Origin of the sequence: Halomicrobium urmianum (assembly GCF_020217425.1) — an archaeon.
In the GTDB taxonomy this organism is placed as follows: Archaea; Halobacteriota; Halobacteria; order Halobacteriales; family Haloarculaceae; genus Halomicrobium; species Halomicrobium urmianum.
The window spans coordinates 918,035-931,675 of the sequence record NZ_CP084090.1 but is presented as its reverse complement, the minus strand read 5'-3'; the positions used below and the strand labels follow the sequence as shown (position 1 = coordinate 931,675).

11 protein-coding genes and 3 pseudogenes are annotated in these 13,641 nt (G+C 62.8%); 8 read left to right on the top strand and 6 right to left on the bottom strand.

Annotated features, from left to right (window positions below; translation table 11 throughout):
* Positions 1-36 precede the first annotated feature (36 nt).
* Positions 37-894: an FkbM family methyltransferase gene (locus LCY71_RS04675; RefSeq protein WP_225335207.1), complete on the bottom strand. Its 858-nt coding sequence runs from the start codon at positions 892-894 to the stop codon at positions 37-39.
* A 132-nt stretch (positions 895-1,026) separates the two neighbouring features.
* Between LCY71_RS04675 and LCY71_RS04670 the strand changes: the two are divergent.
* The 5 genes and pseudogenes from LCY71_RS04670 (at position 1,027) to LCY71_RS04650 (ending at position 7,914) form a co-directional block, all read left to right on the top strand.
* Positions 1,027-1,706: pseudogene (locus LCY71_RS04670) on the top strand (IS6 family transposase).
* Between the two features lie 443 nt (positions 1,707-2,149).
* Positions 2,150-2,945 (top strand): annotated as a pseudogene (locus LCY71_RS04665) (IS5 family transposase).
* 361 nt (positions 2,946-3,306) lie between these two features.
* The gene (locus LCY71_RS04660; protein ID WP_225335206.1) at positions 3,307-4,863 is read left to right on the top strand and encodes a sugar transferase; all 1,557 of its coding nucleotides are present in this window, start codon (positions 3,307-3,309) and stop codon (positions 4,861-4,863) included.
* A gap of 62 nt (positions 4,864-4,925) precedes the next feature.
* Positions 4,926-5,534: a hypothetical protein gene (locus LCY71_RS04655; RefSeq protein ID WP_225335205.1), complete on the top strand. Its 609-nt coding sequence runs from the start codon at positions 4,926-4,928 to the stop codon at positions 5,532-5,534.
* A gap of 31 nt (positions 5,535-5,565) precedes the next feature.
* On the top strand, positions 5,566-7,914 hold the full coding sequence (locus LCY71_RS04650; protein ID WP_225335204.1) for an STT3 domain-containing protein: 2,349 nt from the start codon (positions 5,566-5,568) through the stop codon (positions 7,912-7,914).
* Between the two features lie 63 nt (positions 7,915-7,977).
* Here LCY71_RS04650 and hepT read toward each other — a convergent pair whose 3' ends face one another.
* Genes hepT through LCY71_RS04635 form a run of 3 tightly spaced genes read right to left on the bottom strand, consistent with a single transcriptional unit; the run spans position 7,978 to position 8,828 of the window.
* Positions 7,978-8,271 carry a type VII toxin-antitoxin system HepT family RNase toxin gene (gene hepT / locus LCY71_RS04645; protein WP_225335203.1) on the bottom strand — a complete coding sequence of 98 codons (294 nt, stop codon included), beginning with the start codon at positions 8,269-8,271 and terminating at the stop codon, positions 7,978-7,980.
* On the bottom strand, positions 8,240-8,404 hold the full coding sequence (locus LCY71_RS04640) for a hypothetical protein (RefSeq protein ID WP_225335202.1): 165 nt from the start codon (positions 8,402-8,404) through the stop codon (positions 8,240-8,242). Before LCY71_RS04640 ends, hepT begins: the two co-directional genes overlap by 32 nt.
* Positions 8,397-8,828 carry a nucleotidyltransferase domain-containing protein gene (locus LCY71_RS04635; protein WP_225335201.1) on the bottom strand — a complete coding sequence of 144 codons (432 nt, stop codon included), beginning with the start codon at positions 8,826-8,828 and terminating at the stop codon, positions 8,397-8,399. The genes LCY71_RS04640 and LCY71_RS04635 overlap by 8 nt, the downstream gene beginning before the upstream one ends.
* Positions 8,829-9,793: 965 nt before the next feature.
* Here LCY71_RS04635 and LCY71_RS21645 point away from each other — a divergent pair.
* Positions 9,794-10,063, top strand: coding sequence for a MarR family transcriptional regulator (locus tag LCY71_RS21645; RefSeq protein ID WP_373325150.1), 270 nt, complete (start codon positions 9,794-9,796; stop codon positions 10,061-10,063).
* 88 nt (positions 10,064-10,151) lie between these two features.
* Here LCY71_RS21645 and LCY71_RS04630 read toward each other — a convergent pair whose 3' ends face one another.
* Positions 10,152-10,550, bottom strand: a complete 399-nt coding sequence (locus tag LCY71_RS04630) for a cupin domain-containing protein (RefSeq protein ID WP_225335200.1) — start codon at positions 10,548-10,550, stop codon at positions 10,152-10,154.
* Between the two features lie 157 nt (positions 10,551-10,707).
* Between LCY71_RS04630 and LCY71_RS04625 the strand changes: the two genes are divergently transcribed.
* A complete protein-coding gene (locus LCY71_RS04625) occupies positions 10,708-12,111 on the top strand; it encodes a cellulase family glycosylhydrolase (protein ID WP_225335199.1) in 1,404 nt (467 codons plus the stop codon).
* Positions 12,008-12,568, top strand: a complete 561-nt coding sequence (locus tag LCY71_RS04620) for a hypothetical protein (protein ID WP_225335936.1) — start codon at positions 12,008-12,010, stop codon at positions 12,566-12,568. The genes LCY71_RS04625 and LCY71_RS04620 overlap by 104 nt, the downstream gene beginning before the upstream one ends.
* Before the next feature lie 21 nt (positions 12,569-12,589).
* On the opposite strand, the pseudogene LCY71_RS04615 reads toward LCY71_RS04620, so the two are convergent.
* Positions 12,590-13,621, bottom strand: a pseudogene (locus LCY71_RS04615) (DUF2891 domain-containing protein).
* Positions 13,622-13,641: the final 20 nt, after the last annotated feature.

Below are 13,641 nucleotides of genomic sequence, written 5' to 3'. Positions count from 1 at the left end.
ACTGTAATTCCTTTGGTTCACTAGAGATTTCATTCTCTATATAGGATGCTGCCTATCTATGTTATTCTCTGCCAGTATAAAATACTGTCTACCCCGTTGTTCTAACTTTTCTATCTCGAATCCGATGTCTTCAAGTAGTGTACATGCATCCGCCGGTGTCCCACCGTAATCCTCAATCTTGTCTGGGTGTATTTCTAGATACACGAGGCGACAGTGATTCTGCAGTGTCTGCTGCATTCCTTCAAGAACCGAAAGTTCAGCACCTTCAACGTCAATCTTGACAACACTCGGTACTGGTATCTCGTGGCTTTGGACAAATGTATCTCCTTTTGCCGTTTGCACTTCTCTCGTTTCTTGGTGCTCCTCTGTTGCTATGGCGTGTTCACCTTCACCTGCATTCTCGCCAGTCAGCGCTAACTCAATTGTGCCGTCTGTATCCGAGAGTGCGACTTCGAAGACCTGGGCCTCAAGCTCATTTTGAGCGAGATTTTCCCGAAGCCGTACTGCGTTTTCGGGTTCAGGCTCAAAACCGACCACGTTGCCCGTCTTCAATTTAGACGATACGAAGCACATGTACGTTCCAACATTAGCACCGATATCGTAAAACACATCCATAGGTTCCAGCTTATTTAATAGGTCTTCAAGAACCGTCTCCTCACCTGCCAGATCTCGAAACCTCATGAACTCGGGAAACGTCTCCGTGCGAAATGTCACAGTCTCCTCTGCTATGGAGTGTGTTTGGGCATCGTCTGCAAGAAAGAATACCAGCCACCAGTATGAGTCAGATAAATACTCATTGAGTCCTAGCCATCGAACCGCCCGCTGAACCCAGCCTCTATATAGTTGATTACGAGCCTGCTGGAGTAGATGGCTAATTGTCGGGATTGATTCCATGCTTGAGAGTACTGACAGACACATGTATAAGAAGAGGGTTTTGTATTTTGGTTGTTTGGAGAAAATGTCTTGGAGGCACTGTCTAGTTGAGTCAGTTTGAGGAACGAGCAGGTCGTTGAGTGAATTGGTTAGATGCTCGCAGACCTGCTCAGCGAGAGCTGTGAGGCGGATTTAGAAGAATCTTGGGAGAACGAGTGGACGGCGACGCCCGTCAGGGCGTACGCTGTCCGCCTCCACGAAACCGGTTGTTCACTTAGAGATACAACAACGATTCTCGCGGAATTAGGCATTGAACGGTTGCATGGAGCGGTGTGGAACTGGGTGCATCGGCTGGCTGACAGCGATTGCGACCTGTCGACGGCGCAGTTGTCGCGGGTCGTCGTCGACGAAACCGCTGTCAAGATAAACGGCGAGTGGCCTTGGTTATACGCTGCAATAGATACTGAGACAAAGCTGCTCCTCGACGTCGCGTTATTTGGTCGACACGGCACTGATATCCGGCGGCGGCGTTCCTCGCTGGACTCCGTGAGAAACACGATCTCTCAGTGGCTGAGTTTCTCGTCGATCAATTCGGCTACCGGACTGCCCTTGCTCGATTAGGATTAAGCGGCCAAGTCAACTATACCAAGCGAAACCTCGTCGAAAGATGGTTTCACACCCTCAAAATGCGGATCGACCGCTTTCACACCTCGTGGGTGGTCAGACGGGCGAGCGTCCGCGAGTGGCTTTAACGATTTATGCATTACTACAACCGCCACAGACCCCACCAAGCCCTCGATGGAAAGCCACCGATCGAGGCGGTCCAGAACTAGACAGTGCCTAGGCAGACCACCCCCCTCAGACACGACATGATATTCGCCGGTTGTGCTTCCATCAATCTGAACAGACATCGATTCTGACTGAGCTCCGATCTCCTCAACCACCTGAATGTCAAGGTCGTTGTCTCCGGCGGAGATATTGGCGGCGTGATGGTTGGGGTGTCATACCTCAACTTCTCCGTAGTAGTTCCCCGTTGAGCTGGCACTGATAGCGAATCCGGCGTCAATGTTCCCTGAAGCCTTCCGGCCAGGGTTGATGAGTGTAGCGTCCACATGCACGTCTCCAGCAGGCTTGCAGTCGATCCAGCCCCGGTAGGAATCCTCCCCATACTGCTCTGTTAGATCCAGAGACAGCGAGCGGATAGCGTCGCTGTGAAGGGAGAAGCGAAGCGGAAAAGGGTTCAGACACACCCGTTTTCCGCTTCGTTAAACAGGCAATGTCGCTGACTCAAAAGCACTGTACCGCCAGCCCCACGTCGGCAGTGAGTAACCCGACTGGTAACGGATTTCCCGCTTGGAAGCACGTGATGCTGCACTTCTTGTGGATTCACATGGATGGGATCTACCGCGAGATCGTCGACTGGCAGGTGAAATGGATCGCGTCCGTGGCTTGTTGCAACTAGCGCGATCCGTGTTTCCGGCGCTCTCGACGCTGTGGCGGTCGTTCGAGCGGCCGCCGATGCGAGTCTGGCACCAACTGCCCCGACGAAGTACAGCCCGCTGCGATCACGGCGGTCATGGCGTGCTGGATGCCACGTTTTTCGACCGTCAGGCGGCATCCAGCCACTACATCGCGCGATCGGATCGCCACATACGGATGCTGAAAGCGACGGCCCTGATCGATGCGGAGTCGTGTGCCGTCCTCAACATCCACTGCTCGGCACACTGGCCCCACGATACCCAGGTGGGCCGTCGGGGTGCGCTGCAAAATACGACGGATATCGAGAGTCTCGTCGGCGACAAAGGCTACGATGACCAATCGCTGCGGGACGTACTCCATGCCGCAGGCGTCCGGCCGGTCATCAGACACCGGTTGTTCGCCCACTACGATCACACACAACCACGGTTGGACAGCGGGCTCTACAGGCAGCGCTGGAGGGCCGAGACCGCCTTCTCGCCATCAAACGTCGATACGGATCCGCTGTCAGGCCACGCGTCTGGTACCGAGAATTCCGTGAGCTGGTGCTCACCGCCGCCGCCGTCTACAACCTCGACCGCTCACTCACACAGTGACCGCTATATCGGATTCAACAAGGCAGGTTAGTGAGAAAGCAATCAACCGCTTCTCTCGACGATAGTTCATTAAATCCTACAGTCAAACCAGACCACCCTGTTCTGATAGCATCTTCAGCTGGACGAATGTCATCGATGTTCTTGTAGTGGTAGCGATAGAAGCCAAGCATCCTCCCAGGTGTTTTTAGTTTTTCATTCAAAATTTAATCAAGACGAACATGATAAACTGTTTAAGAACTTGAAGAGAGATACTCAAACAATGCTAATGTTTCCAATACATTGAAGGATAACTCACAATCAGACAGTACAGATGTTCACGTTCCACAGTCCTTATTACCTACCTTCGCTCTCCTAGGTGGCAATGGCGACTAACTGGCGGTACCGCCTACTGGCCATCGGCGGTACGGCCGCCATAATTGTGCTGGCGGTCGTCGTCGCCAACCATCCGCTTATGCAGTCCCTCGTGACCGCAGTACCACCCCTGACCGGACTCGAGTCACACACCGCCACAAACGGTGACCTCGTCGACGAGACGCTGACGACAATGGTCATCGTCCTGGCCGCATTCTGGCCACTGTACAAGCCCCGTCCGAGGCGGATCCTCGATATCGTCTCGCTGTCGCACAGGCGCGTTTTCACGGCGTCGGCGACGCTGGCCACGATCGGCTACTTCGACTGGTCCACCCGACTTCCCCGGACCACGCTCGTTGCCGTGACTGTCTTCCTGGCGATGTTCGTGCCCGCGTGGTTCCTGTATATCCGCAGCCGGCCGCAGTCACCCACACGCGCAGTCATCGTCGGAGATGACTTGGGCGTGATGGAGCGTCTCCAAGACGCAGCCGACGTCGACGTACTCGGGTACGTTGCGCCGTCGAACGTTATCCCATCGGAGACACCGGGAATCAGAGCCAGCACCACCGGCATCAGACAAACGGTAAGACAGCCTGACGGTGGGCAGCCGATTACAGAACCCGACGGCAATGAGAAGCGGCTGGCCGACCTCCCGCGCCTCGGTGGTCTCTCGACACTCGGTGAAACTCTGATCCGATACGATGCCGACACGGTCCTTCTGGGCTTCGGTGAACCCGATCGTGAAGAGTTCTTCGGCGCTTTGGCGACCTGCTACGAACACGGTGTGCGCGCGATGGTCCACCGAAAACAGGCCGACAGCGTCCTTGTCTCCCGGAGCGCAGGTGGGGATCTCGTCGACACTGACCTCGAGCCGTGGGACTTCCAGGACTACGTACTCAAGCGTGTCTTCGACGTTGCGTTTGCTGCGACCGGCCTGCTCGCGCTGTCGCCGCTCATCGGCGTCATCGCCGTCGGAATCAAACTTGACTCGCCGGGACCGATCCTCTACGCCCAGCAACGCACCGCGGAGTTCGGCGACACGTTCACCGTCTACAAGTTCCGCAGCATGATCCCTGAGGCAGAGGCAGAGACGGGCGCGAAACTCAGTGAAGAAGATACAGGCGGCGTCGACCCCCGCGTCACGCGCGTTGGTAAGGTCCTCCGGAAGACCCACCTCGACGAAATTCCCCAGCTGTGGGCGGTCCTCATCGGCGATATGAGCGTCGTCGGCCCGCGCCCGGAGCGGCCGGAGCTGGACGTCGACATCGAGAGTTCCGTCGACCAGTGGCGCAGCCGCTGGTTCGTCAAGCCCGGCCTGACCGGACTGGCCCAGATCAACGACGTAACCGGTCACGAACCCCGGCAGAAGCTCCGGTACGACATCGAGTACATCCGCAAGCAGTCGTTCTGGTACGACCTGAAGATCGTCACCCGGCAGGTCTACCAGGTCGTAATCGATGCCGCGGGCATGCTCCTCGGCGTAGAGCATGTCGATCCCGAGGCCGAAGCGTCCAATGCAGACGACCGAACGGCGCAGCGCGCCGACGGCGGGGAGAGAGATGACTGAGACGACAGGAATCGACCGACACCGCAACGGTTGTAGTGCTGGATCGCTCCGATACGACCCAGATGAGTAGCGGGCTTGCAGACGGCTCGCGGTTGGCGGAAAACGTCAGGGACATTCGGCGTACGATGGGCAGCGCCTACCGGGAGTCGATCCTTCGGCGCGGGATCCAGCGGGTCAAGACCGCAATGCAGACCTCGCGACTCCGAAGTGCCGGAGGCACGACCGAGACGGCCATCAGAAACTCCTGGCTGTTCCAGTGGCTGACCGCCGAGCCCGACCCGGAGGTAATCGTTATCGATCTCCGTGAAACCTACACGGTCGGACCGATCATCCGCGCCATAGACTGGACTGTTCCCCACGTCGAACGGGCGTGGCGTAACTCCGCGACCGGTCGCGCGACGAAGAAGACGACGCGAACCATTGCCGACGCACCGGTCCGCGTCGCGAGCGCACTCGTTCTCGGTCTCCTCGCCGCACGACTCGCACTGGCCTGGCCGATCGAGAGCCGAATCGTCCTGGGCGTCTACGCCGGCCTGGCGGTCCTCGCACTGCTCGGCCTCACGGTCGACTGGACGTTGACCGAACTTGCTGAGAGCCGCGTCGGACAGTTAGTCCGTGCAGCACTGGAGCCGCCGGAACCACCAGACGAGGACACCGACCGCAGACGGTGACTTTATTCCGACGAGCGGCAAGTACCCGCTCATGACTGAGGCAAGCGAGGTCCGGGACCTGCTCGACGACCGGCCCGACCTCGCGGACCCGCTCGCTGACGTCCTCGACGTCGACGAGGCCGACGAGTCCTGGACGTTCGACGACGTCCCGATTGACTCGGGCGCGTTCGGCGAACTCGTCTCCCGAAACATCGTCGAGAGCGCCAGCGACGAGTACCGACTGGCCGACCCTGACGCCGTCAGGGCGGCCCTCGAGGGCGACGCCGCGGCGGCCACGAACGGGGCCGGTACGGGGACCAGCCGACCCAGCGCGGACTTCTCCGCCCCGTCGATCAGCGAGCGTCTCCGCACCGTCGACTGGACCGTGACGGGCTTCGTCGCCGCAGCGCTGGCGTTCGTCGCTCTCGTCCGCATCCATCCGATCAATTCGATCTACCGCGACGGGAACGTGGTCCTGTCGGGCAACGACCCGTATTTCTACCGGTATTGGGTCGAGCAGGTCCTCTCGAGCAGCGCGTCCCCGTTCAACCTCGGAGCGCTCTCGGAGCTACCGGGGAACATCGTCCACGGAGAGCCCCTGATGGTCACAGCATTATGGTGGACAAGTGAACTACTTGGCGAGGGGCCGGAGGTCGTCGGCCACGTGCTCGCGTGGTACCCCGTCGTCTCGGCGGTCCTCATGGGGGCCGTCGTCTACCTGCTCGCGACGACCCTCACCCGCGACCGCCGGGTCGGCCTCGCGGCGGTCCTCCTGTTCGCGCTGGTCCCCGGCCACGCGCTGCGGACGAGCCTGGGCTTCGCCGACCACCACGCCTTCGACTACCCGTGGCTCGCGGCGACGGCGCTAGCGCTGACCTACCTCGCCGGCGTCGACCGCGAGTCCTTACGAGCACCGACGACCTGGCTCGCCAGTCTGGGTCTCGGCATCGCCGTCGCGGGCCAGGTCCTGGCCTGGAACGCGAGCCCGCTCCTGATCACGGCTATCGGCCTCGCAGTCGCCGGCCTCGCGCTGGCCGCCGTGGCGCGAGACGAGCCGTTCGCTGCCGGCCCCGGACTTCCCATCGTCACCGGACTCGCACTCGCAGCTGCACTCACGGCCGTCGGCCACCTCGTCGTCGGCTGGCACACTGCACAGGTCGCGTTCTCGCCGGCCCTCGTCCTCATCGGCGTCGTCGCCGTCCTTCTGGCCGCAGAGGCTGTCAGGCACACCACCGGCGACGCCAGACACCTCGCCGCGATCTACGCCGTCCTCACACCGGCCGGCCTCGCGGCCCTCCGCTTCGGCCGACCAGACGACTGGGCGCACCTCGCTCAGGGCGTCGAGCGCCTCACCAGCCAGCGCAACATCGCCGAGACGACGGGCCTGTTCGATCCCGACTCGCTGGGCATCCTCCTCCTGCTGGGCCTCACGCTCGTCGTCGCCGCGCCGGCGATAATCTGGGGGATCCGCCGGAGCCTCGCGGACCGGCGCTGGACGGTTGCCACGGCCTACGCCTGGTACTTCCTGGGGCTGGCGGCCCTGTCGGTCCGCTTCGTCGGCGAGTTCGCGCCCTTCGTCGCGGTCTTCGCCGGCGTCGTCTTCGTCTGGACGGCTGACTGGATCGACGCCGTCCGGCCGTTCGACCCCGACGCGCCCGGACCCGCGCTCGAATTCCCGGACCGCAGGACGCTGGTCACGGTCGGCGTCCTCTTCCTGCTGGTGGCCAGCCTCGGCGCGATCCAGGTGCCCGTCAAGACGAGCCAGCTGCTGGTCACCGACGCCGAGTACGGCGCCGCGATGGCCGCCGACGAGCGCGCCGACCGGCTCGACCAGCAGTACCCCGAGAACTACGTCCTCAGCGGGTGGGGTGAGAACCGGATGTACAACTACTTCGTCAGCGGCGAGTCACGGAGCTACGGCTACGCTCGCAACAACTACCCGAGGCTCCTGACGGCCGACCACCCCGACGATCTCTATGATCGCTTCTCGGGGCGGGTCGGATACGTCGTCGTCCCGGACTCGCTGGGCGTCGACGCCGAGACGCCGGCCTACGACCTCCTCGCCCGAGACTACGGCAGTCGGACGGCCGAGCAACCGGGGACGGCGCACTATCGAGCGCTGTGGGCCTCGCCCGACGGCGAGCGCCGCGTGTTCGCGGTGGTCCCCGGCGCGAACGTGACGGGCTCGGCGGCACCCAATGCCACGGTCACGTTGCGGACGAACGTCGCGACCCCTGGAGCCGAGTTCACCTACGAGCGACAGGCGACCGCCGACGCCTCGGGATCCTACGCCGTCCGCGTCGCCAACCCCGGCACGTACACCGTCGCGACGGGCAACGGGACCGAGCAAATCGAAGTTCCCGCCGGCGCTATCAGGAACGGGACGGCCGTCGGGAGCTAAGGATCAGTATCGCCGTTCTCGGTCTGCGGTTTCCCCCATTGGTTCCCCGATCGAAGGATACCATCAGTCGTTTTCTCTGACCCACTGGGCAACCTGTCGACTGTACGTGTCGTAGACGGCTAACCCAGTCTGGAGCGTTTCGTACACTTCGTCGTAGTCGACATGGCCGTATTCGTGGGCGAGAACGTTTCTGAACCCAACCGCAGCAACGAGTGTGTCAGCCGTGTCATCGTCGATGACGCCCTCCCGATGCAGGACTCGGATCGCTTCTTTCGAGGGACTGCCGTCAAAGCCGAAATCGTCCGTGGCGATGTGCTGAGCGAGGTCAGAACACGCCTGGATCACGTTCTCGAACATCCGCTCGACTGCGCGTTTCGGTCGTGTTCGCGAGAAACTCGTCTCGCGCCAGCGCTTCCTGTTTCTCTTTTAACTCGCCATGATACTGCTCGATCTGTTCAAGCTTGACCGAGACGACTCGTTCGTCAGCCACGCAATCCCTCCTCCGCGATTCGATCGATTACCTCGCGTTGCTGGCGGCGGAGTACGTCGCGTTGCTCGGCAAACTGTTCTTCAATATCAGCTTTGAACTGCTCGAACGCTCGTTCATTACCACACACAAATTCGCCGTTGACGGCGTCGTGCGCAACGTCTAGCGGGAGGGATTCGATGCCGGAGGCGTCAATAAACTGAACATTATCCTGTTGGAGGTTCCCCGAGAAGAAGCACCGCTTCTGAAAGCGGCCGCGAGCAGAAAGATCGTCCGCGAATTTGACGGCGAAATCGAGGTCGGACGAACGAGTCGACTCACCACTAATCCGTGATCCAAACGCCACCACGAACTCGACGTCCGGGTCATGACAGATCGAATCCGCGAGAGCGGCGAGCTCCTGCGAATGCCCGTCATCCTCGTCCATGTGTGGATAGATGGCGTATCGTCACAAAAGAATTCCGCCAGACCTGAATGCTCCAATCAGAGACACCACCGCTTCACTTGTTGTGGCAACCGGGGAACACCCCTTGATCCCATCCCTCCGTTGCGTATGTCCTGTGATATCTTCCGCGCCGTGAACGGCGCGGTTCTCTCGCTGAACCAGGACAACGACGAATACGAACGTTTGAACTATGGAGGAAACTCCACGCGGAGTACACGTTGCCCGAAACATCAGGTGGCGACTCGTCTAGCTCCGTCTCACCGCCGTCACAGCTGTCTAAATATTTGAACAGAGATACATTATACGCTGAACAGGCGCAATACCACGGCGTTCACGCCGTGGATACGCGCGGTGACCTAGTGATACATTCCACCGCCAATTGCATTGCTGAGTTTCCATTCTATACTGTCAAGTGTCAAGAACTGCTATACAGCAGTAAGGTCAGGTCGGAACGGAGCGGATTCCGAACGACCCTCGGAGGCGGCCAGCCCGCCCACATAACGAGGCAGTATCCGAAACGCCGACGCGGTGAACGCGAATCCTCGAAGGGTTCGTCCTTGTGCCCGTCGGCCTGAGCAAGTCCGACGATAACTCCGAGTCTGGCGACGTGTCGGAGGCTCTCTGCTGGCAAAAACACAACAGGTGAGAGTCAACGACACCGAGGATAGGAGTAACAGCCGCTTGGCACGGCTAGACAGCCACCGATCACGATGGCTGGGTTAGCGGCGGACTCCCGTGAAGTGGTGGCGTCCGTGGTTGCAGACCTGACACTCCCACCGCTCGGGATTCCTCCGCCTTCAGGCGGAGGGGGATGTCAATACGTCTGGTGACGTAGAATTACATAGAGTTACGATGCCCGTCGATTTCGGGAGTTACCATCCAACTGATCTCCCGGAGGAGGACACGAACGGCCGTCGGATCCTCGATTCCTCGCCGAGAACCCCGAACTGGGGTTCCGACCGAGTGAGCTCGCAACGGAACTGGAGGTTCCTCGCGGGAGTGTCGGAACAACGCTCCGTCGACTCGAACAGCGGGGATTCGTCCGCTACAAGGGCGAGTACTGGGCCATCAATATCGAAGCGTACGACGTCCACACCGCAAGCGAGATCGGTCTACAGACTGTCGCGGAACAGTTCGAGGGCGATCACTACGATCGGAACGACGACTGGGACGCGGGCCTTCCGGACATCGACGCCGAACGGGCGACCGACGAGTGATGTATGGGCGAGGCTCCGTCGTCGTTGCGTCGGATCCGTTCGGAAACACGCCGCGTCGGCCGTATCTGATTGTGATCGCGTCGGCGGTTCAGTCCCCGCGCTGGCCCTGTTCGTCCCCGTCGAGGTCGTACTCGAGGGCCGGGTCCGTCCGCGGGGCGCCGGTGCCGACCACGGCGACCGGTTCGTCGGCGTCTTCGGGATTGTACGCGCGATGGGGGCTCTCCGGCTCGGCGACGAAGACCTCGCCCGCGGGCACCTCGTACTCGCCGTCCGGCGTCTCGACGTGGAGTCGCCCGCGCAGGACGTAGAAGGCCTCCTCCCGCTGGGCGTGGTAGTGGTAGGTCCGCGGCAGTTGCTCGCCGGGGGCCATCTCGTAGCGCGCCAGGTGCAGGACCGAGCAGTCGGTGGCGTCCGAGACGCTGCGGCGGTCGCACGGGTAGTCGTCGGTGCGGGCGAGCGAGTCCGGATCGACGCGGTGGTAGCCCATGGTCGGACATCGCTCGCCCCGCCGAAAACCGTTCTGAACGGGCCTGATCGCCGGGTTCGGAACGATTCGAGCAGACCCGATCACCTTCGAATGATGCCGACAATAAACAGTAGATTTTATTACACAGACATCGTAATGTTATCGCCGGGGGAGTACTATGGAACACACGTACACGCGACGCGACCTGTTACGGACGACCGCAGTGGGGGCGACCGTCGGCGCCGGCGTGGCCGCGAGCAGCGCGACCGCGGCGGCGGCGGGCGCATCGTTCGGCGACGGCGTGAACCTGCAGCCGTCGTACTTCTGCAGCGGCGACCAGGAACTTGGCTGGGAGCTGATGAACCAGTACCCGGCCATCGACACGGTCCGGATCGAGATCGAGCCGTTCTCCTTCGGCGAGGTGGCGACGACCGTCAAGGACGCCAAGCACTGGATCGACGAGGCCGGCGCGAACGGCAAGAACGTCGTCGCGACGTACCACCACTACCCGGACAACGGCTCGGCCGATGCGTCGGCGCTGCAGAACGCCGCGGAGTTCTGGGTCGAGCACTACGAGACCCTCTCGCGGGACACCGACATCGTCGTCAACATGATGAACGAGTGGGGCAACCACGACGTCACGGCCGACGAGTACGCCTCGGCGTACGACGAGGCGATCAGCGCGGTCCGTGAGGGCACGAGCTACGACGGACCGATCGTCTGCGACGCGCCGGGCTGGGGGCAGGAGACCCACCGGCTCGCCGAGGCCGCCGGCGTGATCGACGACGACCTGATCCTCTCGGCGCACGTCTACTCCGGCGGCTGGAACCAGGCGGCCAACGAGTGGCTCCAGCCCGAGCACCTCGACGTCATGGACGAGACCGACTACCCCTGCATCGTCGGGGAGTTCGGCAGCAACATGGACGGGCAGGCCGACTGGTCGGCCATCGTCGACCACGCTAAGGAACTGGGCTGGCCGGTGATCGGCTGGGCGTGGAACGGCGACGGCTCCGACGACCCCATGAACATGGCCGACCCGTACTGGGGCGACGACTGCGGTGCTTCGTCCTACACCGAGAGCGACTACTTCGACGTCGTCTACGAGAAGCTCGGCGGCGGGAGCACCGGGGACGCGACGGCGCCCTCTCCGCCGTCGAACCTGTCGGTGACCACCTCGGAGTCGTCGGTGACGGTCTCGTGGGACGCCGCCAGCGACGCCGGTGGCTCGGGGCTGGCCGAGTACGTCGCCTCCGCCGGCGGCAGCGAGACGACCGTCGCCGCCGGCACGACCGAGGCGACGGTCGACGGGCTCGATTCGGGCACGGAGTACGAGGTGTCGGTGGTAGCGGTCGACGGCGCGGGCAACGAGTCCGGCCCGGCCACCGTCGCGGCGACGACGGACGACGGCACCCGGGGCGACCGTCTCGGTCGTGATGCCGCCGGCGAATCTCGTCCCGGGCCACGAGAGGACCGCGTCGGTGCTGTTGTCGGAGGCCCCCGGGGGCGTCTCCGGGTTCGACCTGACGGTCGGCGTGTCGGACACGTCGGTGGCGACCATCGAGAGCGCGGCCGTGGGCGGTGACATGAGTTCCATCGGCAGCGAGCCCGCGCCCAGCGACGACGGTTCGACGGCCGTCATCAGCGGTGCCGACCTCGGCGAGAGCGTCTCCGAGGGCGCGACCGAGGTCGAACTGGCGACGGTGACGCTGGCGGGACAGTCCGACGGCGAGACGGACGTCGGCGTCGACGTCTCGAACCTGGACGGCAACGCCGGCGACGAGGTCCCCGTCTCGACGCAGAGCGCGACCCTGACGGTCGTCTCGCCCGGGCCCGACTGGCCGGAGGGCGCGACGGACCCCGACGGCGACGGCCTGTACGAGGACCTCAACGGCAACGGCGAGGCCGACTACCAGGACGTCGTCCGGTACTTCAACGAGCTAGCCAGCGACGGAATGGGGCGCAACGCCCAGTACTACGATTACAACGGCAACGGCGAGATCGACTACGACGACCTCGTGACGCTGTTCGAGGCGATCTGAGCGGCGGGGCCGCGACCGCCGCTACGCGCGACTCTCTGCGGGCGCGACGCCGCCCTCGTTTCTGGTCAGCAGGTAGACGGCGAACGAGGACAGCCAGTGCGCGCCCGCGTAGTCGTCGGTGAAGGCCTGTTGGACGACGCGGCGGGCGTGGCGCTCGGCGCCGCGCTCCAGCGCTTCGGCGTACCGGTGGTCGCCCAGCGCGTCCGCGACGCCGGCCAGGCATCACGCCCGCGAGAGGTTCAGTCCGACCAGGTGGTGGGCGACCCCCTCGTCGGAATCGGGCTCGACGGCCACCGGCTCGAGGACGGCGTCATGCGGCGCGGTGCGGACGTCGGGCAGGAAGCCGTCGAGTCAGTCCGCGAACTCTCCGCGGTCGAGGACCCGGCGCAGCAGGTCGGCCTCCGACAGCGCCGACGACAGGAAGTCCCAGCCCAGCGGCTCGTACTCGACGGGGTAGTCGCTGTCGTCCAGGTAGAACGCCCGCGCCCGCTCGCCGACGGCGGCCGTGAGGTCGCCGTCTCCCACCACCCGCGCGTAGTCGAGGACGCCCGCGAGCGCGAACGCGGTGTTCTCGTGGGTGCCGACCCGGAAGGGCCGCTCGTCGGTGAGGAACTCCGACTCGACGAGGTCGACGATCCGGGACTCGAGCGGTCGGAGCGTCGTCCGCCACTCGTCGGCCACGGGGTCGTCCCAGAGGCGTAGCTCCGCCGCCAGCCGCAGGAGCCAGGCCCAGCCGTACGGCTTCTCGAAGGTCGAGTTCTCCTCGAAGCGCTCGCGTTCCCGCTCGACGTTGGCGGCCGTCAGCCGTTCGCCGATACTGTCTCGGATCCGTGCCTCGTCGGGGTGGTCGTCAAATAGCCGGAACAGCCTGACCAGACACCAGTGACTGTGCACGGCGGAGTGCCAGTCGTAACACCCGTAGAACACAGGATGCTGCTCGCTCGGCCGGTCGAACGCCTCGGGCGACTCGACGCCGCCGACCCAGTGTGGGAACTCCGTCTCGACGCCCTCCGGCGGGTGTTCGGCGAGCCGCGCCGCGAGGTCGGCGTCGATTCAGTCGCTCCGGCCCGCGA